We start from the raw sequence: 22,496 nt of genomic DNA on the forward strand, positions 1-22,496 counted from the left end.
TCTTCAGCCCCGATGTTTAACCTGTGCTGATACGTCGATATGGCATCATTGCCCACCAGGTAACGGAGCTGGTCTTTACCGTCCGTTATGGCTTCGTAAACTACAGAGGCAATAGATTCAGGAGTTGAAAATTGAAGCGGACTTTCACTGTTTTCAAAACTTGCCAGGAACTTGTCAAACTGTTCTGAATAAGCTTCATGCCAAGATCCAGCGACCTGCTCATAAAATCTGTAGCAATTCCGCCAGGCGAGATGGTCTTTACCTGGATATCATGGGCAGCAAGCTCGAAAGACAGGCTTTCGCTCCACCCTTCAACAGCCCATTTCGTCGCATGATAAATGGAAGAAAACGGGAATGCGACCAATCCGCCTATAGAAGTTGTGCTGATAATTAAGCCACTACGTTTTTCCCTTAAATGAGGAAGAAAAGCCTTTGTTACCCGGACAACTCCCAAAACATTAGTATTGAACTGTCGCGTGATTTGTTCATCTTTATACCCTTCTAATGGACCTGTCAGGCCGTACCCTGCATTGTTGAACACCACATCTACAGGCCCAATCTGAACAGCCGCCGCAACTGCCTGTTCAATGGATGAAAGATCCGTTACATCCAACGGAAGAATATGGATGTTTTTGATTTGGTTCAGTTCAGTTTCTTTCTCGGGATGCCTCATTGTTGCAATTACATTCCATCCTTTTGATGCCAGTAATTTTGCAGTTGCCTTCCCCAATCCGGAAGAAGCCCCGGTTATAAATATCGTTTTCATTGATCTGCTTATTTGGATAGGAAAATATTGTTTGTAAACGCTTGATATTCATCTTCAGAAGTATTTCTTCGTGCGTTCAGAATAGGCTTGATGTCGTTAGTAGGAGAATAGCGCAAACGATCAGTTCCGTCAGTGGCAGCTTCGTAAATCGCTTGTACCACTTTTTCTACTGCATCAGTATCTGCAGCTCCCGCCATTCCACCATAAACTTTACCAATCTGCTCTAAAAAAGGAAGATAATCTTCGATCAATTGTAGGCCTAAACCTTCATCACCCATACGGTTCATAAAGCCGGTCTGCGGTGCTCCACCCGGTTCAATGATTTTTGCAGCAATACCCAATGACGTCAATTCATACCTTAATCCTTCAGTCCATCCCTCCAAGGCAAATTTGGATGAACTGTAAATCGAAGCCATAGGAAAACCGATGGCACCGGCACCTGAACTGATATTGATAATAGTACCTGATTTTTGGGAACGAAAATGAGGTAAAACGGCTCTTGTTACATCCATTGCCCCAAATACATTCACGTCAAATTGGGTTTGGATAGCTTCACGGGATGCACTTTCAAAAATTCCGAAAAGACCATATCCCGCATTGTTTACCACTGCATCAATATTTCCGAAGTGGTTTATTCCCTCAGCGATTGCTCTATCAATAGAATTCTTATCCTGAACATCTAATTGAGTAACAAAGATATTTTCTGACTTGTCGAGATTTCCATCTTTAGTGGTATCTCTCATTGTTGCGATAACATTCCAGCCTTTAGCAGCGAAATAATTTGCAGTTGCGGCTCCAAAGCCTGATGATGTTCCAGTGATCAATACTGTTTTGTTCATTTTTTTGATATTTAATTTGTTTAACACTTTTGATACTGCAAATATCTACTGCATATCGGCCAACGAATAAACCAGATTAAGGGATTGATAATCCAAAATGAGGATTATGGTTTTTTCCAGAAAAGCCTGTCATTATTAGTGTGAAAATTAATGACGTTGACGCCTGTTTTAGCATTTGTATTTGTTTCAAATCCATCAACGACCGGATCTTTACTGGCTATCGGCAGGAGTTCTACATATTGTATTGTTTTTCCTTTTGCACGCGTCTGCGAGCCAAACTCACTTTTCAGCGGGCAGATCAGCCTATAAAGATTTTTGGCCATAAAGGTGTAGAGGTAATCGTTAAGATCGTCAGCCTTTCCATGATAGTTTGCGTCTGCGTTAAGTTTTAATACTCCTCCGCTTATTAAGCGTTCTCGTACTTCCGCAATACTGAGCAGATTATCTTTTTCATCCATTATATAAGCATTATCCTGTGGATCCATATAGATCCATTTCTTTAGGGAAGGGATATAAACAGAATTGATGACATGTCCTCCTTCCGGGCTGGGGTATCTCCCTGAAAAGCAGATCACGGTTCTGGACTGGAATCCCATGGCCAGGAACACTTCATTCATCGCAATGGAAAGCGGATAGCATCCATGCGCCTGCTTTTTAGTTCGGTAGCTATCAATAATGCTTATGGCGTTTAGGGATTCGATATTCGGGGCATCATTGTGAGGGACCTCTTCATGGAACCACTTCAACAGTCTTTTTGCTCTTTCAATATCACTTCCTTTTCCTGCAATGGCATCAAGACCGTATTTTGTTCGGATCTTTGTTAGATCTTCATGGTCAGAAGACTGATAAGAGAAATCAGGAAAGGTCTGCTTCTGAGAAATATTATATTCCTTTCCCTGACGAAGTTCTCCGAGTTCGGGTGTATCGATTTGCGCAGATGCCCAACCCGTTATAAAAAGGCCTAATAAGGCTAACTTACAGTTTTTTCTCATAAATCATTAATTAAGTATCAATGCATTCATAATTTTGTTTGCTAAACCAATACTGCTCCTCCATCAATGATCAATGATTGTCCGGTTATATATTCCTGCTTCATAAGGAATACAAACGTATCTGCAACATCTATTGGCTGTCCCACTCTTTTTAGCAGAAGTGTTTTTTCCAAATGACTGAAAAAGCTTTCTTTGTCTTCTTGGCGTAGGTTACCCCATAGGTTTGTGTCTATGATACCAGCGGCAATATTGTTTACCCGTATTGGAGCCAGCTCTACTGCCATCGCTTTTGTAAAAGCGTCCATAGCACCACAAATCGTAGCACCTAAACTATACCCGGCAGCAGGGCGTTGCCCAAAATTGCCACTCATTAAGTTAATACTTCCGCCTTCGTTGATATATTGTTTACCATATTTAATCGCTGCAAACGCACCCCAAAACCGAATGGTGAAAAAATCCTTTCCTTTTTCTATATCGGTATCATCAACCATGCTCATTGAAATATTTTCGCCGGCAGTATAAACCAGGTGATCGAAGTTGCCTATACTGCTGAAAAATGATTTTATATTTTCTTCCCTGTCCAGGCTCAAGGCAAAACCTTTACTGTTTTCCGGCAGGGTTGCAAGCGCTTGATCAATTCGCTGTTGATTGCTTGATACAATGATCACTTCTGCACCATCCGCCGCTGCTGCCTGAGCTGTTGCCAGTCCAAGTCCTGAACTACCGCCAAGAACAATTATCCTTTTATTTTCTAATGTTTTCATTTTTAATTCTTTATGTTAAAAAAATATGCTACAAAAAATTATTACCACCAATTAATAGTTGGCCTGTCCGATCTGCAGCTGGTCGAACTTTCCGTCTTTACCTATTCTGAATTTGAAGTATGTTTTGAAATCACCCCAGGTATCACTATGGAATTTTCCATAAATATCCATACTACTGTTTTCAACTTTATCGATGGAGGTAAAACGTTCTTTACCAATTGCTTCGGTTGAAAATTTCATGAAATCTCTTGAATGACCATCATCAAGAAGGGTTGCATTCTTACTGAAATAGGAAAGCCACTCTTTGGAGGCAGCTTTTTGCCACGCCTCAATAGCAGCACGGACATTTTCGTTGCTTATTTTTTCGTATTCCATTATTGTTGTCGCTTTATGGTTATGATTACCCATTTGCCCACACGCAGATAAATTAATCATGAGCAGGATCGGCAATAAGAATCTATACATCTTCTTTACGTGATATTTTACTGGTTGGCCCCACCATTAACCAATAAATGCTGTCCGTTAACAAATGAAGAAAGACTCCCCGCAAAAAATTCTGCTGCATTGGCCACATCCTCCACTTCTGCTAAACGGCCCATCGGACAACTGTCAAGCAGCGATTTTCTCAGTTCAGGATAACTTCCCTCCTCTGCGAAGATACCGGAATGATCAACCGCGAAAGGGATAATGGAATTGACAGTTACCCCGCGGTACCCGATTTCTTTTGACAATACATCAACCAGGTATCGTGGTGTGGTTTTACTTCCTCCGTACACCGCCATACCCGGAACCGGAAAAGCCGTAGTACTGGATGCAATATAAATAATACGGCCGTTATCCTCTACATTTAGTGCAGCCTGCTGCATCGTGAAATAGGCTCCTTTGGTGTTGATTGAAAACAGGCGGTCAAACTGTTCTTCTGTAAATTCTGTTACAGGCGTTTCCACCATTTCTATACCGGCATTGGCCACCACGATATCAATTTTACCGAATACCCTTTTTGCTTCTGCGAAAAGTCGTTTAATATCTTCTACTTTACTGACATCGGCCTGGATAGAAATAACTTTTACGCCCATCGCCCTGATATTGCTTTCTACCTGATCTGTAGAAGATTTATCTTTTGAGTAATTCAGTACGATATCTGCACCTAAAGCGGCATAACGCTCTGCAATGGCTTTTCCCAAACCTCTTCCTGAGCCTGTAATCAAGGCTACTTTGTTTACTAAGGTGTTCATTGTTTAATATTTTAGTTTTGATTTTAGAAATTTATTTAGGCCATCCCTCCATTGGCGCCTATGCTTTGCCCAGATATCCATTTTGCCTGGTCGGATGCAAGAAATGCCACCACTTCCGCTATGTCTTCAGGAGTTCCCAAACGACCGAATGCATTCGTAGAAGCAAGCTGTTTGATCAGTTCCTCAGATTTTCCGTTAAGGAACAAATCGGTTCCTGTAGGGCCGGGCAATACACAATTGACATTGATTCCTCTTGAACCAATTTCTTTGGCAAAAATGCGGCTCATCTGTTCTACAGCAGCTTTAGTGGCAGCATATACGCCATAAGTCGCAAAAATAGTCCGGGTCACCGTTGAAGAAAGGTTGATGATACTTCCATTATCAGAAAGTTTGGTGGCCGCCTGTTGCAGGGAGTAAAAAACACCTTTTATATTAATATCCAGCTGTTTTTCCAGCTGTTCTTCTGAAAGATCTTTGATTAGTGCATTCAACATCACTCCTGCATTGTTTACCCATATATCTACTTTTCCAAAATGCTCAATGGTTTTATCAAAAAGGTATTCCACTTCTTCTTTTCTGCTTACGTCAGCTTTGACTGCAATAGCCTGTCCTCCGGTAGAAGTGATACGTGATACAGTCTCATCTGCTGCGGCCTGGTTGCCACTGTAATTCACAATAACTTTAGCACCTTTCTGTGCCAATTTTAGCGCAATAGCAGCACCGATTCCTTTTGATGATCCGGTTACTACTGCCACTTTTTCTGTTAAATTTTTCATTTTATTTATTTTTTGTTTGATGAAACTTACCTGTCCCTTTTATATTCAGGATTACAATGGCAGTTCCGTTTTTTGTGTTGTTAGATTTTAATTTCTTAGGTCAAAGGTATAATCACCAATGCCCTGTATTGTTGCGAATATTAAAGGATGAGTTGCAAATTTTAAAGAATTGCAGCCCTAAGGAAAGCGTATGTTATTCGGGAAGTGCTATACCTGATATCTCAGCGCATTTATTAATGAACATCTCCTGTATGTCCGTATTTCTGGCATCAGGATGCACAGTCTGTGGTTTTTTGTGATAATAATATCCTCCCGACTTAAGTGCATCATTATCCATAGAAGAAGCTAACCAGACCTGCGTCACTGGGGCATCTGCAAGGCTGTCCGGAGCACCGGCCCCTCCCATTTTAGTAGCCACCCAGCCCGGCTCTAGTGCATTTGAAGCGACATCTTTCCATTTTCCGGCAATTGCGAAGGCAAGAAGAACATTGTGTAATTTGGAATCTGCATAGGCCTGGAAACCGTTCCAGTTTCTTTGTTCCCAGAAAAGGTCGTTAAGACTGCTATCTCCGTCGCGGTGAAGACCGCTGCTCATATAAATAAGCCTTTTGGGTTTCTCAATAAGTGCGGTAAGGATGTACGGAGAAAGGCTATTTATGGCAAAGACGTGCGGTAAACCATCTATAGTCATAATTTTCCTAGATTCCCGGTAGCCAACCGCCGCGTTATGGATAACGGCATCAAATCTTCCGAGTTTATTTACTTCTTTAGCGAGATCGATGGTTTCTGAAATACTGGCGAGATCACCAGTCAACACCGCCTCAGATTTTGGATTTGCTTGAAGCGCTTCTTCGGCTCTATCCTGATTTCTAGCATGAAGCACTACCTGATGTCCCTGCTGGATCATTAATTTTGCGGCCATCATACCTAGGCCATCGGAAGATCCTGTAATGAATATTCGTCCCATATTTGTAATTTTTTAATTTAATTGGTTTCGATTTGAATCTCCTTTTATCTAAAAATTTCTAATGCATTTTTTTTAATTTCCGGATATCTCTAAAAGGATTCAATTCAGCTAATGTTTGTTATTCAAAGGTACTGGGGCCGGCACCTTTGTCTCTTGCAAATATTAAATCAAAAGTTGCAAATATTACAGAACAGCAATTGGTATGTGCTATGAAATTTATATAGAATAATAACGTTGTAAGTTACTTTGCTTTCATCTAAAGCTTTTATGCACGTATAATATGGATTATTTGTTTTCCAACAGTAAATAATTATGATCAATGCAGAGACCAGCAAAAGAGAAGGGCAAAAAATCGAAAGCTATTACCATATCTGTATGATAAGGCGTGTCATATAACCTTTGATATCTGGTTCTATCCTTTACTGTCAGAAATTCTGGATGTTTGTTTACAGGAATAAAATTAAATTTATTGACTTCCTTTACTGGCTTCAACGATCAGTTCAGCTGCTTCCTTCGGATGCGTCATAAAGACACAATGACTAGCTCCCTGAACTTCTACTATTTTTTTACTTTTCGCTCTTTCGGCGTATAAACGTTCCAGATCAGGATTTATAATTCTATCTGCCTTTGCAACCATATACCAAACGGGTTTCGATTTCCAGGCAGGAATATGGATTATAGCATGAAAAACCGAATCTTTTGTCGGAGTTTGAGAAACAGCCATAAAATCGGCTTTCTCCTTTGCCACACCACCTGCAAAATCTGAAGGAAAGTTGTTAGGGTTGATGTAATCAAATCCGTCATCACCTTTGATTAAAGATTTATAGGCAGACGGATATTTTTTTGCGTTGTCTGCTTCAGATTCGCCTTCGTCAGGAGCATGTGCAGCAAGATAGACAAGTCCTGCAACTTTTGGATTGTTTCCGGCGGTCGTAATAATTGCTCCACCATAGCTGTGACCTACTAGAATACAGGGGCCGTCCTGCTGGTCAATAATCCTGTTTACCTGTTTTACATCATCCACATAAGACAATAAAGTCTGTTGAGTTACAGAAACATGATATCCTTTTTTTGTAAGTTCTTTATATATGCCTTCCCATCCGGAACCATCTACAAAAGCTCCATGAACAAGAACAATATTTTTAATCGGTAATTTTTGTGCAAAAACAACTCCTGTTGAACTTGCACAAAAAGTGATCAATATAACTAATAGCAGTTTAAACATAGTTTTCATATTTTTTTTATAATGATTTTATCTAAAGTGTAAATCATATTGTCTAAGCAATTTCTTTATGAATTTCACTAGCCCAGTTATGGAATCTCTGGTTCTATAATCTATGCAGCCGTTATCTGTATTATTTCTATAATTCCGATTTTTGTTTTCATCATATTCTATTATATTGGTTTAATTTATGATGTAAATTTCGGCCGGAATATTAATATTTGAGGTAGTTTTCGTTGAGTAGGCAAAATGAGTCGTTAAAAGTTATTTAGAAATAAAGAACATCTTATTAGTGATGAGATTTTCTATATAAAACAGGTGAGGTCCTCTCATATTTTTTAAAAAAGTTGCTGAAATGCGAGGTTTCGGAAAATCCCAGTCTGTAGCTAATTTCTTTGATAGGTATATCTCCATTTTGCAATAAGGACTTTGCCTCTGTAAGTGTTTTCTCGGCAATCCAGCCAGTAATATTTTTCCCAGTTTTGCTTTTGATAACACTACTCAGATAATTGGGATGCAGATTGAGGGCATTCGCATAATCCTGTACCCTGAAAGCCTGATCCGCTTTACCCGAACTCAGATCACGATAATGCCGTTCCAAAATCCTTTTAAAAGAAATAACAATCTGGGAACTGCGATTTCCTTCGTAGATGGGATTATAATCATTCCAGATATGTTCTTTAATCTTAAAAAGAAGTACCGCTAACAGATGACCGATGATTTTATATTTTGAAGTTGTACTTTTTCTGTATTCATTTAATATCTGAACATTAATCGCCCCGACTTCTTTGAAAAAATCATCTGCCAACACTCTTGGCCGTACAGTTTCAGTAAGGAGAAATGGAAAATCATTGTAGACATCTTTTCCAATGTATTTTTTAAGAAAGGTTTCGTCAAAAGTAATTAACAAAATATCCTCGATTTCCTTCCAGCTGAATGTTCGATAATTACTTGGATTGGTAAAATAGATTGAATGTGGTTCAACTTCAAAGCTTTGCTCATCGATTGTATATCTTCCACTTCCGTTCTTTACGAACAAGAAAGAGAAAAAATTGGGTCTGTAAGACGCAGATTGATAAGGAAGTTTGAACGGAATGTCTCTTAAATTGAAAATAGTGAATCCCTCCGTGAGATCGAACAGATCTACAGGAAGGTTTAGTGCTTTGTACAGCTGAAATAGAGAATGAGATTCGAAATTGTCTGTTGATTCCACTTTTACTGCATTTCAAATTTGACTTCCAAATTTAATAATTTGAAAACTTAAACTAATAAAATTAGGAATTGGTTTGCTTATCCTAATTTACAGCAAATTTCAAATTAAAATACTGAATATTTCTGAAGAAAAATGGATTCAATAAGTATTATTTAATTTGGTACAATCGAACTAATTCATTGATAAAAATGTTTTAAGATATACTCGTCTTTATAACATGATAGGCTTATTAATTTCTAAATCTTGCACCAAATGTTTCGATATTTCTTCGGTTACGAGTACAAGGCTGGAACAGCCAATTAACCACTCATTATTCCAATGTTAATTTTTACAAGTTTTGAAAATTAAATTGTATCAAACAAAAAAGTTAGAAGATTTATTAGATAAATTAGAGGGATATAATTCATTTTTAATTTGACTTAATCGAACCAAATCATCGATAAAAGTGTTTGAAGATACGCTCGTCTTGGTCACAAACATCCAAATGGCTCAATTTAATCCAAATTGGGCCATTTTTTTATTCCAAAATAAGCCAGATTAGGATTTTTATTGTTTTAGTGAATCTATTTTAAGAAAATAAGAAATGGCAGTAATATGAGGTCAGAAAAATAAAATCCGTTTCATTTAAGTATATCATAACTAAAGAATAGGAACTATACACTTTTCTGCACCAATTAGATGATATTCTTAAAAGTCTTTATTTAATTCGGGATGTTAATTTACCTTCAATAACACTATCATATAGGACTTTGCTAAAAGCTACGTTTCCTGTGTTCAAAAGATTTTTCATGAATTAAACTCATTAATGGCCAGCAGCCAATTTTATCACCATTCCTTTAAAAATAAATCCGTGAAAAGGCAATACAGAATACCAATATAATCTTCCCCACAATCCTTTTGGTCGGAAAACTGCTTTCTGCCAGAGCTTTCCTTTGTATAATTTGAACATCAGCCACGCCTCTCCAGGCAGTTTCATTTCAGCAATAAGAATCAATTTCCCTTCTTCCCTATCAGCATAAAGTACGCGCCAAAAATCCAGAGCATCTCCTTCGTGAAGCTCTACCGGGTGCGTTCTTCCTCTTCTGAGCCCCGGACCGCCAACCAATACATCCATATAACCCCGGATTTTCCAAAGGTTTTGTCCGTACCATCCATTTTTGCCGCCCAAACCAAAAACACGGTCGAGACATTTTTCACGGTCGTCATATTTTTCACTTCGAACGTCTTTAAAACAGCCAAAATGCGGAACTTCAATAAATTCCTTCAGGGAAGAATCATTTCTGCTGCTTATAAAGCTGTCTTTCCAACTGGAAAGTATTTCGTTGGCCTGAATCTTTGCCATCGTTCTCTCCAAAGCCTTCTCGTAAGAAAATGGTTGAACTCCAGTTATTTTTTTAATCTCTGATAAACTTTCATTGTTACAAACCACCTTAATTTTCATACTTCCGACGAGCGAACTTGCCAGACTGTAAGTGGTTGAAGTGATGAAATATAACCAATACGAAGACAGTTTCGGAGTCATTACCGGCAATGTGATAATAGTTCTTTTCAAACCTCTGATTTTCGCAAAACCCAGCAATATTTCTTTGTAAGTCAAGACATCTTCACAACCGATGTCAAAACTTTTACGGTAAGTTTCTTTTTTGAATAAAGTAAAAATTAGAAAATCCAAAACATTTGCAATTCCTATGGGCTGACATTTCGTATTGAGCCATTTTGGCGTAATCATGACCGGTAATTTTTCAACCAAATCTCTAATGATCTCAAATGATGCACTTCCAGAACCGATGATGATCCCAGCTCGTAAAACCGTTGTTGGAATTTTAGACTCAATTAAAATCTTTTCTACATTAAATCTTGAATTCAAATGCTTTGATAATTCTTTCTGATTGACTAATCCTGACAGATAGATAATATGTTTGCACGCCGTTTTTTCAATTGCTGAAACAAAATTCTGAGCACAGATTTTCTCCGATTCTTCGTAATCACCATTCGCACTCATAGAATGCATCAGATAATATGCCCCTGAAATATCCTCCGGAATATTCTTCAAAGTTTCCTCTCTCAGGAAATCAACTTCGATAACTTCGATCAAATCATCATTGATCCCGGCAGGTCTGGAAAATCGGCAGACATCTCGGCAGCAGCACACCACTTTGTAGCCTTGCTCTGTAATCACACTCATCATCCTTTTACCAATGTAACCTGTTGCTCCCGTTAATAAAATCTTTTTCATGAGAATTAATTTTGAATCAGTTAAAGAATTTTTCTTTGAATTTTCAATGTAACTTAAAGTTTTTCGAAGAGATGCCCAAAATAATCCTTCTTTGTTGTAAGATACGACGCATTGACTGAATTAGATTCAATTTCCAAAGGAATTCTTTTATTGAGCAAAATCCCGCTGTTGTTGAAAGCTTTCAATTTTTCAGGATTATTGGTCAATAAATTAACTTTAGAAATTTACAACATTTTCAGCATCTCGATTGCAACATCAAAACTTCTACCATCTGCCGGCAAACCTAATCTCAAATTTGCTTCTACCGTATCAAAACCTTGTTCCTGAAGAGCATAAGCCTTTAATTTATTGATGATTCCAATATTTCTGCCTTCCTGTCTGAGATAAATAATCATTCCTCCGTTTTCCGACATAAATTTCATTGCCGCATCCAGTTGTTGTCCGCATTCACATTTCCTCGAATGGAAAACTTCTCCGGTAATGCACTCCGAATGGAAACGAACATTAACAACTTCATTAAAATCTGTTTTTTCAGCCACCCACACCAAATGTGGACACCAGTCATTTTCATTTTCAGAAAATGCATAGACGGTAAACATTCCAAAATCGGTCGGTACATTAGATTGAGCCTGTATTGTAAGCATTAGTTATATTTTGAATTATTGTTATAGTACAAATTTATACTTAATTTATTTAAGTAGTAAAATTAATTACTAAATTTGTTGATAAATAAAATCAATAATGGAAACAAAAAATATAATTACGGAAGATAAAATATTTGAATTGTACGGTGACTACCTTTTGAATCACGGCGAAAGACCAAAAAACATTTACCGTTTCGCAAAAGACAATGAATTCGAAGAAAAAGACTTTTACGATTACTTCTCAAGCTTTGAACAGATAGAAAAATCAATGTTGGTCAATCTTTTTGATAAATCTGTAGAGTTAGCTTCGGAAATTAACAATTCTGATGAAATTACTTCAAAAGAAAAACTGTTGAATGTCTATTTTATCTTTTTTGAAAATATGACGATGAACCGTTCTTTGGTTCTGATGATCTTGGGAAATGACAAATTACACTTGGCAAAAATTTCAAATCAGCTTAAGGAAACGCATCGACAATTCGTCAAAACTCTTGATTTTAATGATTGGGAAATGATTCAAAAAGCGAAAGATGATTTGAAAAATTTCCACGAAAAAGCTCGTGAAGAAGCGTTGTGGATTCATTTGGTTTCCGCCATCGAATTTTGGAAAAAAGATACATCTCCATCATTCGAAAAAACGGATATTTTCATCGAAAAAACAATTGACACAGGATTTGAACTGATGGAAAACGAACCTTTGAGAAAAATAGTTGACCTCGGAAAGTTTTTATTTAAAGAAAAATTTAAAAAATAGCAGATGAAAACACTCAATAAAATACCAACAGGAAAGCTGGAACGAACGAGCAGCTTGCTGAAAGCAGGAGCAAAAGTCGGTGTTAATTACATTAAATATTACGGAAATAAAATCACAAAAAATAAAGATGAGGGCGAAGCGAAAAAAGCTTTGAATGAAAACAACGCAACCGACATTTACGATTCTCTGAAAGAGCTGAAAGGCTCAGCCTTGAAAGTTGCCCAAATGTTAAGTATGGAGAAAAACATTCTTCCGCAGGCTTATGTTGAAAAATTTTCTTTGTCGCAATTTTCTGTTCCGCCGCTTTCGGGAGCTTTGGTAAAGAAAACTTTTAGAAAATATTTCGGAAAAAATCCGGAGGATCTATTTGATGAATTCACGGATGAATCCGTTAACGCGGCAAGTATCGGACAGGTTCATAAAGCGAAAAAAGATGGTCAAAATTTTGCTGTAAAAATTCAGTATCCCGGTGTGAGAGAAAGCATTTCAAGTGATTTGAAAATGGTAAAACCTATTGCGATGAAAATGTTTAATATCCAGAAAGAAGGTTCAGAATCTTATTTTCAGGAAGTAGAAAATAAATTGTTTGAGGAAACAGATTATGATCTTGAACTGAAAAGAAGTCAGGAAATTTCTAGAAAATGCAGTCATCTTGCGAATTTGGATTTTCCCAAATATTATCCTGAATTATCTTGCGAAAGAATCATCACAATGGATTGGATGAACGGAAAACATTTCTCGGAATTCACAAAATTGAAAAATTCTCAGGAAGATTTGAATAAAATCGGACAGACACTCTGGGATTTCTATATGTACCAAATGCACGTCCTAAAACAAGTTCACGCAGACCCACATCCAGGCAATTTCCTGGTTTCAGAAGATAAAAAACTGCTCGTGATTGATTTCGGATGTATCAAAGAAATCCCGAATGACTTTTATAAACCCTATTTTGAGTTGGCTCAACTTGAGAATCTGAATAATCCTGAATTTTACAAAGAAAAATTATACGATCTGGAGATTTTGAGTTCTAATGATTCTGCTAAAGAACAGGAATTTTTCACCAAATTATTCTACGAATTACTGGAATTGTTCACAAGACCTTTTAACGCAGAAATTTTTGATTTTTCTGATGAATCGTTTTTTCAGGAAATTGCAGATCTGGGTCAGAAATACGCTAAAATAAGCGATATGAAAGGAATGAATACCAACAGAGGTTCGAAACATTTTATTTATCTGAACCGTACATTTTTTGGTTTGTATAATATGATGCACGATTTGAAAGCCAAAAATGTCGTAATCAATCAGTACAAAAATTTTAACGAATAAATGCCTGCCAACTTACCTTCAAAGATTTGTGAAGTCTGCGGACTGCCCTTCAAATGGCGGAAAAAGTGGAAGAAGAACTGGAACGAAGTAAAATATTGCAGCGAAAAATGCCGGAAAAACAAAAAATCAACCTCCTCTGGCTCGGAAACAATTTAAGAATCAGAGACAATGAATCACTTTACAACGTGATGCAAGAACATTTACCTTTTCTTGCAGTGTATATTTTTGACAAATCTTTTTTCCATTCGACACAACTTAATTTTAAGAAAATTGGAAAATTTCGGACTAAATTTTTGTTGCAAACTGTTTCGGATTTGGAAAATAAATTAAAAGAAAAGAAGATTCCGTTTCTTAAAAAATTGGGTAAGACCGAAGATGTTTTTAAGGAGATATCTAAAGATTTTGAGGTTGAAAAAATATTCTGTCAGAGAGAATGGACAAAGGAAGAAATTGGATTGGAAAATCAAATCAAAACCATTTTTCCTGATGTACAATGGATAAAATCTTATTCTCAACTTTTGTTTGAACCAGATTTCGTAAAAGAACGATTAGATAAAATTCCTTTACTGTTTACTACATTCAGACAAAAAATAGAGGAAGATTTTAAAATCAGAAATGAATTTAATGCTGAACATCTGGTTTACAATAAATCCATTTTAAATTTAAAAATAAACAGCGACGATATTACATTAAAGACTTTAGGCTTTGACGATTTTGAAATGCATCAATTTTCTGCTTTTCCATTTTCAGGCGGTGAAACTGAAGGATTACAACGATTGAATCATTACTTTTTTAAAACTAGAAATCTAGGTTGTTATAAAGAAACAAGAAATGGTTTAATTGATAAAGACTACAGCAGCAAATTTTCTGCGTGGCTTGCCAACGGAAGTCTGTCTGCAGTGTCTATTTTCCACGAAATCAAGAAATATGAGAAAGAATTTGGAAGTAACGAATCGACATATTGGCTTGTTTTCGAATTGCTTTGGCGAGACTTTTTCAAATTTACTTCAATGCAGTTTCGGGATAAAATATTTCAGCAAAATGGAATTTCAGAACAAAAATACGAATGGAAATATGATCAAAATTTAATTAACCAATGGATCAATGGCGAGACAGATTCTGATTTTATCAACGCCAATATGCTGGAAATTAAAAACACGGGCTGGATGAGCAACCGCGGACGACAAAACGCAGCTTCCTATTTCTGCAAAATCCTGAAGCAGGATTGGAAAATGGGTGCAGCTTATTTTGAGGAAATGCTCATCGATTACGATGTTCACAGCAATTATGGAAACTGGATGTATCTCGCCGGCGTTGGAAATGACGCGAGAAGCAGAACTTTCAATGCTGAAAAACAGGCTGAACAGTATGATTCGGATCGAAAATTCAGAAATTTATGGCTAAAGTAGCATCTTCAACGGCGCAATTGATATTTCCGCATCAGCTTTTTAAAGACACGGATTATCTGGATAAAAATCACCCTGTTTTTCTGGTGGAAGAGTTTCTGTTTTTTAAACAATATAAATTTCACAAACAGAAAATTGCCTTTCATAGGGCGAGTATGAAGTTTTATGAGGAATTTTTGACCAAAGAAAAATTCAAGGTAGAATATATTGAAAGTGCTTCCCCGCTTTCTGATGTTCGAAATTTAATCAAGCATTTGGAAAAACTAAATTTTGACAAAATTCTCATCACGGATGTTTGTGACAATTGGCTTGAAAAGAGAATTAAGGAAACTACATTGGAATTAGAGATTATTGAAAGTCCTTTGTTTATCAATACTAAGGAAGATTTGAAAGACTATTTTGAAGATAAAAAATCGTATCATCAAACCGATTTTTACAAGCAACAGAGAATTTCCCGAAATCTTCTAATGAAAGCCGGAAAACCCATCGGTGGAAAATGGACTTTCGATACAGAAAACCGTAAAAAATATCCAAAGAACAAAAAAGCTCCATCCATTCACTTCCCGGAAAACAACACATATTTTGAGGAAGCGAAAATTTATATCCGGAAAAATTTTAATGAAAATTATGGCAATTTAACGTCGTATCAACTCTATCCCGTCACTTTTGAGGAAGCTGAAAATTGGCTGAATCAGTTTCTGGAACTGCGTTTTGCCGATTTTGGGGTTTATGAAGACAGTATCGTAGAGCGTGAACATTTTCTGCATCACAGCGTGCTTTCGCCATTGTTAAACATTGGACTTTTAACTGCAGAAAACGTTTTGAGAGAAGCCATTGAATATGCGAACGAATATAAAATCCCCATCAATTCTCTTGAAGGATTTGTGCGGCAGATTTTGGGTTGGAGAGAATTTGTGAGAGGGATTTACCTTTATGAGGGAACTTATCAGCGAAATAAAAACTATTGGAAACATCAAAATCCGCTTCCTGAATCTTTTTATACAGGAAGGACTGAAATTAAACCGATTGACAGCACAATTTTGAAGGTTCTGGAAACTGGTTATGCACATCACATCGAACGATTGATGATTTTCGCCAACTTTATGAATCTGTTGAAACTTAATCCAGATGACATTTACCAATGGTTTATGGAAATGTTCATTGATTCTTACGATTGGGTAATGGTTCCTAATGTTTATGGGATGAGCAGCTTTTCTGACGGAGGAAAAATGAGTACAAAACCCTACATCAGCGGAAGCAATTACATCAAAAAGATGAGCGATTACTCTGATGACGACTGGACAGAAAAATGGGATGCCCTCTTTTGGAATTTTGTGAATGATAACAAAGAATTTTTCAAAACAAATCCGAGATTGGGAATGATGTTGCGAACTATGGATAAAATGACGGATGAGAAAAAATCTGAACACTTTAAAATCGCAAGGCACACGATTAAAAATTTAAAATAATGGTGAAAGAATTTAATGTAATACAGACAGACCGCATCATTGAAATGGCCTGGGAAGACAGAACGCCGTTTGAAGCGATAGCATTTCAGTTTGGAATTTCAGAATCTGGAGTGATTGAATTGATGAGAAGAGAACTGAAACCATCAAGTTTTCGGCTTTGGAGAAAAAGAGTGAATTCTGGAGTAAGCCAGAAGCATCTGATGAAAAGAAATCCTGAAATTGACAGGTTTAAATGTAAAAGACAGCGTACAATAAGTCATAATAAAATTTCGAAACGATAAAAACAGAATAAAATGAAAAACATAGTCATTATCGGTTGCGGACAGGGAATTGGATTTGCTGCTGCAAAAATATTATCAGAAAATCATTACGTTATTGGTATTTCAAGAACCGAAAATCCTGAAATTGAAAATTTAAATATTGAGTTTCATCCAATAGATATTCTTTCGGGGAATCTGGATGAAATTATATTCCCTGAAGTTATTGACGGTTTGGTTTATGCACCGGGGAGTATTAATTTAAAACCATTTAACCGTTTTTCGATTGAAGATTTCAGGAATGATTTTGAAATCAATGTTTTGGGTGCTGTGAAAACGATTCAGAAACTGTTGCCTAATTTGAAGAAGTCGGAAACTGCTTCTGTCGTGTTGTTCAGTTCGGTGGCGGCAAAGCTGGGAATGCCTTTTCACTCCTCAATTTCTGCAAGTAAAAGTGCTGTTGAAGGTTTGACGAAAAGTATGGCCGCAGAATTTTCTACTCAGAAAATCAGAGTGAATGCCATTGCTCCCTCTTTAACGGATACTAATTTAGCTTCACCACTTCTTTCAACACCTGAAAAACGGGAAGCTTCAGGAAGAAGACATCCATTGCAAAGAGTCGGAAGAGCCGACGAAATCGCAAGAATGGTTGCGTTTCTACTATCTGATCATTCAGCGTGGATCACGGGACAGATCATTGGGATTGACGGAGGAATGAGTAACATCAAATTGTAATCATTCCCAAAAACTAATATCTTTACCAAAATTATTATGCAAACCGACTTTTTCATAGACCTGCTCCATCACGTGAAAGAATTTGAACATTCTGACGCCTGCAAATCCAACTCCACCGTTGATGATTTCCGCGTGTGGATGAATGATAAAAAATATGCTGATGAAAGCCCTACCAAGCTTTTTAAAAATGAAAATCATCAGGTTTCATTTACCGAAAATGAAATTTGCAAACAGGTTCTCTTATTAGGACGATATTCTAAATTACTGATCAGAAAAGGGTTGGGAGATTTCCCTGAATTAGCGAATGAAGAATTTACCTACCTGTACCGCTTAAAAGACGAACCTTTTTTAACGAAAATTCAATTGATCGAAAAAAACGGTCACGAGAAACAAACCGGAACTCAAATCATCAAAAGACTTTTGGAAGCGGGATTTTTGGAGGAGAAAAATGATAAAGATGATAAGCGCAGCAAACGATTAAATTTGACTAAAAAAGGCGAAGAAATTTTCCACGCATCTGTTTCTAATGTCAACTTAATCTCAAAAATTTTATCCGGAAAGCTTGATAAAGTTGAGAAGAATGAATTTCTTAGGATTTTGAAAAAACTTAATGAATTTCATTATCATATTTATGTTGATTATAAGAATTCCGACATCAATCAGATATCAGAATTTTTCCTCTAAAATACGTGCAAAACCTTGCTTGTAAAACTATTTCCACATTGGATTCCTTTCTTATAATGTATAGTAAAAACAGGACGACATATTTTCAATAGCTCATCAGAAGACCTATACTTTTTAGCATTATTAGAAACAAGTATACTATCATTTATTTGATAGTCAAAATTATCCCAATAAATAAATTCGGTATTTTCTGTTATAATTAATTTATCCATATAACATGTATGAATTAAGATAATTCTCCAATATCAATTAAATCAGGAAAAACGTATTTATTTGTCTCCTTATCATAATAAATATTCATAGGAGGAATCTCCATATTATGACTTTCAAAAAACCATTTCCTGAACATATAATACATACCCTCAGGCTGATAATCACAAATATTATATTCCAATTTTTCTATAGAAAAGCAGACTGGAAATTCTTTGATAAATTGTATTATACTCTGTATTCCTTTCTTTAAATACTCTAACGAAATAATATCCAATAAATCACTCTTTAACTTTATAAAAACAGAAGGAGTTATTTCATATACATTCTCATCATTTTGATTATGATTTATGATTTCTTTTATCTCATAAAAGATAGCTATTCCCCAACTTGACTTTAGGATTATAAATTCATTCATTACTTTTTTGTTAAACAGATTTATACCTATCTTGTTCAATTGTATTTTCCACTGAACTATTGGGTTTCTGAAAATAACTTTGTACAAAGGAGCAGAGATTGAGTCACAATCAGATTTTTGTAATAGAATATTTACTGATTATACAACCTGAGAATCTCTACCAATTCGGGTATGGACCGTATTTTAAGCTTCTCAAACAACCTGATTTTGTATGTACTGATCGTTGATGAATGGAGATTCAGCTGATTAGAAATTTCTTTGAGGGGAAGACCTTCTGCAAGCTTATTGGCAATTTGCAATTCGCGGTCTGACAGCGCTTCAAAGGGAGAAGTTTTTACAGAGCCGTTTAATGATTCTAAAAAAATCGCTTCTTTTATATTCTCACTTACATATCGGCCTTTATTAAGCATCGCCGTTAGAGCAGTCTCAATTACATCAGTGGAGCTTAGCTTGCTTAGATAGCCACCAGCGCCCATTTTCAGATAACGCATTCCATACAATTCTTCATCCTGGGAAGAAAATATCAAAGTCTTTAATGCAGGTTGGTGAATTTTTATGTAATCTATTGCTTCCTGAACAGTACCATTAGGCATATTAACGTCCATAATGGCCAGATCAAATTCTTCTTTCAGAATTAAATTGTACAGCGATTTATAATCCTCTACTTCTGAAATGATAGCATCGGGTCTGAATCGTTTAATTGTCTGTATCAAACCCATCCGAACGATACCATGATCGTCTGCTACAACAATGCGAATGTTTACTTTTAAACCCATTACTCTATAAATTTACGTAAAAAAAGGGAAACTGTGGTGCCTTTATTTTCAGTGGAAATGATTTGGATGTTTCCATTAAGCAAGGATATAAAATTTTTTACAATTTTCAAACTTAATCCCACTCCTTTCTCGCCCGCAGTTCCCAGAAATACAGGATTACCATAAGTATAGATCCCAGGTAAATACTTTTCATTGATGCCTGTTCCGGAATCACTTATAGAAAGCACAACCTGATCACCTTCTGTAATCTCCTGTAAATAAATATCTTGACCTGGCCATGAATATTTTACCGCGTTGTTAAAAATTTTGTCTAAAACATATTCGAGCAACATGCGATCGCCTGTAAGAAATGCATTGTGATCTCCTTTAAAATAAAACTTAATCTTTTTTTCTTTTAATCGAGCAGCATATTTTTCTTCCAAATAGTGAAAAAGATCTATCACCATGATTTTAACGGGTTTAATCTTAAATTCCCCGTATTGTGTTTTTAGCCAGGCAATGCTGTCCTGTATAGTTTGCAGATTTTTCTGAGCATCTCGTTTTACCTGCGGCAACAACTTAAAAAAATCTTCCTCATTGATAGTATTTTGCTCCAGCTCTTCTGTAAGCCACAGAAAGGTTCCCAACAGTTCTTTTGAGTCATGAGACAAAATCGAGATCAATCCGTTCTTGAAATTGATTTCGTTTTCCAGTCTTTCAATTTTTAATTGGAGTTCGTTGATTAAATCATTCATAAATTAAGTATCACGGTTTTAGAAGCTGTCTGAGTTATTTTTTTGAAAGAAGGCAGAAAGAGTTATATTGCTTCAATGTAACTAAAAACATATAGTTCAGACCTTTCTTCCAGAAGGTAGCAAGTTAAAAAAAATATCATATTGGTTAAAAAAAAATCAAATGGGATTTACCTGAAATAATACAGGTTCTGTTTATCTCACAAAATGGCTGTATCAGATTCCAGGAGAATTTTGACTCTGGCAGACTGTTTACCGGTATTATCGAAAATAGAGAAAAGTGAAATATAGAACAGTATCATAGATTACTGATCACAATCAGCTGAATGATGCAAGATAAAAAATGGCATCCTGAAGTGACAATTATTGATAGCCGGACTACCAAAATACATCTACAGATATTGAAGCGGATTGATGAAAGAAAAATCATCAAAGTAAGAAAACGTATCTATAGCGATACTTCAGAAAATTTTTGGGCAGTTTTGTGTTTTCTGCCAATTGCATGATGAAACCACAGCTATAAAATGCTGTAAAAAAATGCACTCAGAAAACGAATTATTGGAAGACATACACCTTATTTATACTGATGGAGAAATTTTTCATCAGCAAATAAGAGGATTGATTTCAAAAAGTATTGTTAAATTGCCGTAAAGCTATAATAAACATTGATAGAGTAAGTAGTATTTTCCTTCCCTACCAAACTTTGGGCATTCGTAGGTGATATGGTATATCTTACGTTCAATCCCCGGTCTAAAACCGGAGCTCCGTTAAAGAGTATTTTCTGAGGAGTTTTGGATAAAGGAACATTTACAGAACTCCCATCTATGCCGATTTGTAAAATATTTGAATTGATGTTGGTCTGTAAACCACCTTTCTTAAAATAATTTTCGTCCGATTTTACATAGAGCTCAAAATTTTCATTATTGGACAACATGATTTGGTTGGGAATCATTTGTGTCTGGCCATCGGTGTAATGGGCAGCGGTATTAAAATTGAAATTTACATTGCGTCCGGAACTGGGGATGGTGATCTCCGACAGAGGAAGTACCTTTAACTGAACAGCCGTATTTTGCAAACTGTTAATGGAGTTATCTGTACTGCTGGCATTGAAGTTTAAATCAAACGTATAAGTTCCGGCTTCAAAAAAGAAGTTTTTAAAATCTTCCGCAGACACATAAAGCTGTGGAATGAAGTTGTTTCTGTTTCCTGCTACTACACTGAAATTAGCCGCGGAAAAATTCTGAAAATCGGAAGATAAGGCTTTGGTTGTGAGTGAAGATCCGTTACTACCCAATTTAATGTTTGCTATATTTCTGGTTCCCGGAACACCTTTAGAGGACGTGAACTGAATGTTTGTGGCAGCAGCTTTCGCCCAAAAATTAAAATCAACCGTATTTGCAATTTCTGTATTCCCCAAATCCCACACTCGCGTGCTTGTACTGCGGTAGTCATTCAAAGAAGATATTTCTATGTATTTTGTTAAAGAGTTTGCAACCCATTTTATAGCTGAAGGAATGACTAAAATTGTTTTAAAATTACGTGGTGTGAAGTCATTATAATTCTGAGTGATATCCATGGAGTAATTCCCGGCCCGGAAGGCATTGGCACTAAATTGTGAGGCAGGAATTTTAAAGATAAAATTGATATTTCCCCGGTTGAATCCTCCTCCCAGACTGATGGATGGTGGTTCAAACCATCTTACAGCACTTGTACTGAAAGACTGAAAACCTGGCAAATAACCTGAAAATCCAGTAGATGGCATCTGTCCTCCCATACTTTCCAACTGCCACAGAAGCGCGGAACCGGGTAAAGTAAGTGAGGAAGAAGAGTGAGTAAAATTGGGCCCGGAAACAGAGGTAAATGTAGGAGCTGTTGGGAGTAATCCCAAAAAGGCATAATCCCAGTTGGTTCTGTTGGCGTTCGTCATTACTCTTGTAGGTACTGAAGTAAATTCGCTCCTGTTAAAAATATTATTTTCAGGAACCGACAGATATACATCCTGAGCTTTCGTAACCGCAGCCCCGAACAATACGGTAAAAATTCCTATTAGAAAAGACCTCATCTTTTTCATACTTT

23 protein-coding genes and 1 pseudogene are annotated in these 22,496 nt (G+C 36.5%); 8 read left to right on the top strand and 16 right to left on the bottom strand.

What is annotated here, in order from left to right:
- Window positions 1-100: 100 nt before the first annotated feature.
- The 12 genes and pseudogenes from PZ898_RS06820 to ribA form a co-directional block, all read right to left on the bottom strand.
- On the bottom strand, window positions 101-766 hold the full coding sequence (locus tag PZ898_RS06820) for an SDR family oxidoreductase (RefSeq protein WP_347176654.1): 666 nt from the start codon (window positions 764-766) through the stop codon (window positions 101-103).
- Between the two features lie 8 nt (window positions 767-774).
- Entirely contained in the window at window positions 775-1,605 is an 831-nt protein-coding gene (locus tag PZ898_RS06825; RefSeq protein ID WP_277695128.1) for an SDR family oxidoreductase, read from the bottom strand.
- A gap of 104 nt (window positions 1,606-1,709) precedes the next feature.
- The gene (locus PZ898_RS06830; RefSeq protein WP_277695129.1) at window positions 1,710-2,597 is read right to left on the bottom strand and encodes a transglutaminase-like domain-containing protein; all 888 of its coding nucleotides are present in this window, start codon (window positions 2,595-2,597) and stop codon (window positions 1,710-1,712) included.
- 41 nt (window positions 2,598-2,638) lie between these two features.
- Window positions 2,639-3,361, bottom strand: a complete 723-nt coding sequence (locus PZ898_RS06835) for an SDR family oxidoreductase (RefSeq protein ID WP_216444316.1) — start codon at window positions 3,359-3,361, stop codon at window positions 2,639-2,641.
- A gap of 51 nt (window positions 3,362-3,412) precedes the next feature.
- Complete coding sequence (locus tag PZ898_RS06840; protein WP_216444315.1) at window positions 3,413-3,736, bottom strand: hypothetical protein; 324 nt, start codon at window positions 3,734-3,736, stop codon at window positions 3,413-3,415.
- A 107-nt stretch (window positions 3,737-3,843) separates the two neighbouring features.
- Entirely contained in the window at window positions 3,844-4,596 is a 753-nt protein-coding gene (locus PZ898_RS06845; RefSeq protein WP_216444314.1) for an SDR family oxidoreductase, read from the bottom strand.
- A gap of 35 nt (window positions 4,597-4,631) precedes the next feature.
- Window positions 4,632-5,372 (bottom strand): SDR family oxidoreductase, encoded by a 741-nt coding sequence (locus PZ898_RS06850; protein ID WP_277695130.1) that lies wholly within the window; start codon window positions 5,370-5,372, stop codon window positions 4,632-4,634.
- A gap of 193 nt (window positions 5,373-5,565) precedes the next feature.
- Window positions 5,566-6,339, bottom strand: a complete 774-nt coding sequence (locus PZ898_RS06855; protein WP_216444312.1) for an SDR family NAD(P)-dependent oxidoreductase — start codon at window positions 6,337-6,339, stop codon at window positions 5,566-5,568.
- Between the two features lie 466 nt (window positions 6,340-6,805).
- Entirely contained in the window at window positions 6,806-7,573 is a 768-nt protein-coding gene (locus PZ898_RS06860; protein WP_277695131.1) for an alpha/beta hydrolase, read from the bottom strand.
- A gap of 277 nt (window positions 7,574-7,850) precedes the next feature.
- Window positions 7,851-8,774, bottom strand: coding sequence for an AraC family transcriptional regulator (locus tag PZ898_RS06865; protein WP_277695132.1), 924 nt, complete (start codon window positions 8,772-8,774; stop codon window positions 7,851-7,853).
- Window positions 8,775-9,576: 802 nt separating this feature from the next.
- Window positions 9,577-11,010 carry an SDR family oxidoreductase gene (locus tag PZ898_RS06870; RefSeq protein ID WP_277695133.1) on the bottom strand — a complete coding sequence of 478 codons (1,434 nt, stop codon included), beginning with the start codon at window positions 11,008-11,010 and terminating at the stop codon, window positions 9,577-9,579.
- A gap of 53 nt (window positions 11,011-11,063) precedes the next feature.
- Window positions 11,064-11,654: pseudogene (gene ribA / locus PZ898_RS06875) on the bottom strand (GTP cyclohydrolase II).
- Window positions 11,655-11,751: 97 nt separating this feature from the next.
- On the opposite strand from ribA, the gene PZ898_RS06880 reads away from it, so the two are divergent.
- The 8 genes from PZ898_RS06880 to PZ898_RS06915 are packed head-to-tail and all read left to right on the top strand — an operon-like array spanning window position 11,752 to window position 18,285.
- On the top strand, window positions 11,752-12,408 hold the full coding sequence (locus tag PZ898_RS06880; protein WP_277695134.1) for a TetR/AcrR family transcriptional regulator: 657 nt from the start codon (window positions 11,752-11,754) through the stop codon (window positions 12,406-12,408).
- A 3-nt stretch (window positions 12,409-12,411) separates the two neighbouring features.
- Window positions 12,412-13,734: an AarF/UbiB family protein gene (locus PZ898_RS06885; protein WP_120231671.1), complete on the top strand. Its 1,323-nt coding sequence runs from the start codon at window positions 12,412-12,414 to the stop codon at window positions 13,732-13,734.
- Entirely contained in the window at window positions 13,735-13,890 is a 156-nt protein-coding gene (locus PZ898_RS06890; protein WP_277695135.1) for a DUF2256 domain-containing protein, read from the top strand.
- Window positions 13,842-15,143, top strand: coding sequence for a DASH family cryptochrome (locus PZ898_RS06895; RefSeq protein ID WP_277695136.1), 1,302 nt, complete (start codon window positions 13,842-13,844; stop codon window positions 15,141-15,143). Before PZ898_RS06890 ends, PZ898_RS06895 begins: the two co-directional genes overlap by 49 nt.
- Window positions 15,131-16,609, top strand: coding sequence for a cryptochrome/photolyase family protein (locus PZ898_RS06900; RefSeq protein ID WP_277695137.1), 1,479 nt, complete (start codon window positions 15,131-15,133; stop codon window positions 16,607-16,609). Before PZ898_RS06895 ends, PZ898_RS06900 begins: the two co-directional genes overlap by 13 nt.
- Window positions 16,609-16,890 (top strand): TIGR03643 family protein, encoded by a 282-nt coding sequence (locus PZ898_RS06905; RefSeq protein WP_120231673.1) that lies wholly within the window; start codon window positions 16,609-16,611, stop codon window positions 16,888-16,890. Before PZ898_RS06900 ends, PZ898_RS06905 begins: the two co-directional genes overlap by 1 nt.
- A gap of 12 nt (window positions 16,891-16,902) precedes the next feature.
- Window positions 16,903-17,601 carry an SDR family oxidoreductase gene (locus PZ898_RS06910; protein WP_277695138.1) on the top strand — a complete coding sequence of 233 codons (699 nt, stop codon included), beginning with the start codon at window positions 16,903-16,905 and terminating at the stop codon, window positions 17,599-17,601.
- 36 nt (window positions 17,602-17,637) lie between these two features.
- A complete protein-coding gene (locus PZ898_RS06915; protein ID WP_123280019.1) occupies window positions 17,638-18,285 on the top strand; it encodes a MarR family transcriptional regulator in 648 nt (215 codons plus the stop codon).
- A gap of 226 nt (window positions 18,286-18,511) precedes the next feature.
- On the opposite strand, the gene PZ898_RS06920 is transcribed toward PZ898_RS06915, so the two are convergent.
- The 4 genes from PZ898_RS06920 to PZ898_RS06935 form a co-directional block, all read right to left on the bottom strand.
- Window positions 18,512-18,913 carry a hypothetical protein gene (locus tag PZ898_RS06920; protein ID WP_147367574.1) on the bottom strand — a complete coding sequence of 134 codons (402 nt, stop codon included), beginning with the start codon at window positions 18,911-18,913 and terminating at the stop codon, window positions 18,512-18,514.
- Window positions 18,914-19,044: 131 nt separating this feature from the next.
- A complete protein-coding gene (locus PZ898_RS06925; protein WP_062671712.1) occupies window positions 19,045-19,689 on the bottom strand; it encodes a response regulator transcription factor in 645 nt (214 codons plus the stop codon).
- A complete protein-coding gene (locus tag PZ898_RS06930) occupies window positions 19,689-20,423 on the bottom strand; it encodes a HAMP domain-containing sensor histidine kinase (protein WP_277695139.1) in 735 nt (244 codons plus the stop codon). The genes PZ898_RS06925 and PZ898_RS06930 overlap by 1 nt, the downstream gene beginning before the upstream one ends.
- A gap of 634 nt (window positions 20,424-21,057) precedes the next feature.
- Window positions 21,058-22,491 (bottom strand): hypothetical protein, encoded by a 1,434-nt coding sequence (locus PZ898_RS06935; protein WP_120231682.1) that lies wholly within the window; start codon window positions 22,489-22,491, stop codon window positions 21,058-21,060.
- Between the last annotated feature and the right edge of the window lie 5 nt (window positions 22,492-22,496).

It is taken from the genome of Chryseobacterium sp. WX (genome assembly GCF_029542485.1).
Classification (GTDB): Bacteria; Bacteroidota; Bacteroidia; order Flavobacteriales; family Weeksellaceae; genus Chryseobacterium; species Chryseobacterium cucumeris.

Bases quoted from the DNA above. Each gene is read 5' to 3' on its own strand.
- PZ898_RS06820 (WP_347176654.1), bottom strand. From the start codon at position 766: ATGAAAACGATATTTATAACCGGGGCTTCTTCCGGATTGGGGAAGGCA.
- PZ898_RS06825 (WP_277695128.1), bottom strand. From the start codon at position 1,605: ATGAACAAAACAGTATTGATCACTGGAACATCATCAGGCTTTGGAGCC.
- PZ898_RS06830 (WP_277695129.1), bottom strand. From the start codon at position 2,597: ATGAGAAAAAACTGTAAGTTAGCCTTATTAGGCCTTTTTATAACGGGT.
- PZ898_RS06835 (WP_216444316.1), bottom strand. From the start codon at position 3,361: ATGAAAACATTAGAAAATAAAAGGATAATTGTTCTTGGCGGTAGTTCA.
- PZ898_RS06840 (WP_216444315.1), bottom strand. From the start codon at position 3,736: ATGGAATACGAAAAAATAAGCAACGAAAATGTCCGTGCTGCTATTGAG.
- PZ898_RS06845 (WP_216444314.1), bottom strand. From the start codon at position 4,596: ATGAACACCTTAGTAAACAAAGTAGCCTTGATTACAGGCTCAGGAAGA.
- PZ898_RS06850 (WP_277695130.1), bottom strand. From the start codon at position 5,372: ATGAAAAATTTAACAGAAAAAGTGGCAGTAGTAACCGGATCATCAAAA.
- PZ898_RS06855 (WP_216444312.1), bottom strand. From the start codon at position 6,339: ATGGGACGAATATTCATTACAGGATCTTCCGATGGCCTAGGTATGATG.
- PZ898_RS06860 (WP_277695131.1), bottom strand. From the start codon at position 7,573: ATGAAAACTATGTTTAAACTGCTATTAGTTATATTGATCACTTTTTGT.
- PZ898_RS06870 (WP_277695133.1), bottom strand. From the start codon at position 11,010: ATGAAAAAGATTTTATTAACGGGAGCAACAGGTTACATTGGTAAAAGG.
- PZ898_RS06880 (WP_277695134.1), top strand. From the start codon at position 11,752: ATGGAAACAAAAAATATAATTACGGAAGATAAAATATTTGAATTGTAC.
- PZ898_RS06885 (WP_120231671.1), top strand. From the start codon at position 12,412: ATGAAAACACTCAATAAAATACCAACAGGAAAGCTGGAACGAACGAGC.
- PZ898_RS06890 (WP_277695135.1), top strand. From the start codon at position 13,735: ATGCCTGCCAACTTACCTTCAAAGATTTGTGAAGTCTGCGGACTGCCC.
- PZ898_RS06895 (WP_277695136.1), top strand. From the start codon at position 13,842: ATGCCGGAAAAACAAAAAATCAACCTCCTCTGGCTCGGAAACAATTTA.
- PZ898_RS06900 (WP_277695137.1), top strand. From the start codon at position 15,131: ATGGCTAAAGTAGCATCTTCAACGGCGCAATTGATATTTCCGCATCAG.
- PZ898_RS06905 (WP_120231673.1), top strand. From the start codon at position 16,609: ATGGTGAAAGAATTTAATGTAATACAGACAGACCGCATCATTGAAATG.
- PZ898_RS06910 (WP_277695138.1), top strand. From the start codon at position 16,903: ATGAAAAACATAGTCATTATCGGTTGCGGACAGGGAATTGGATTTGCT.
- PZ898_RS06915 (WP_123280019.1), top strand. From the start codon at position 17,638: ATGCAAACCGACTTTTTCATAGACCTGCTCCATCACGTGAAAGAATTT.
- PZ898_RS06920 (WP_147367574.1), bottom strand. From the start codon at position 18,913: ATGAATGAATTTATAATCCTAAAGTCAAGTTGGGGAATAGCTATCTTT.
- PZ898_RS06925 (WP_062671712.1), bottom strand. From the start codon at position 19,689: ATGGGTTTAAAAGTAAACATTCGCATTGTTGTAGCAGACGATCATGGT.
- PZ898_RS06930 (WP_277695139.1), bottom strand. From the start codon at position 20,423: ATGAATGATTTAATCAACGAACTCCAATTAAAAATTGAAAGACTGGAA.
- PZ898_RS06935 (WP_120231682.1), bottom strand. From the start codon at position 22,491: ATGAAAAAGATGAGGTCTTTTCTAATAGGAATTTTTACCGTATTGTTC.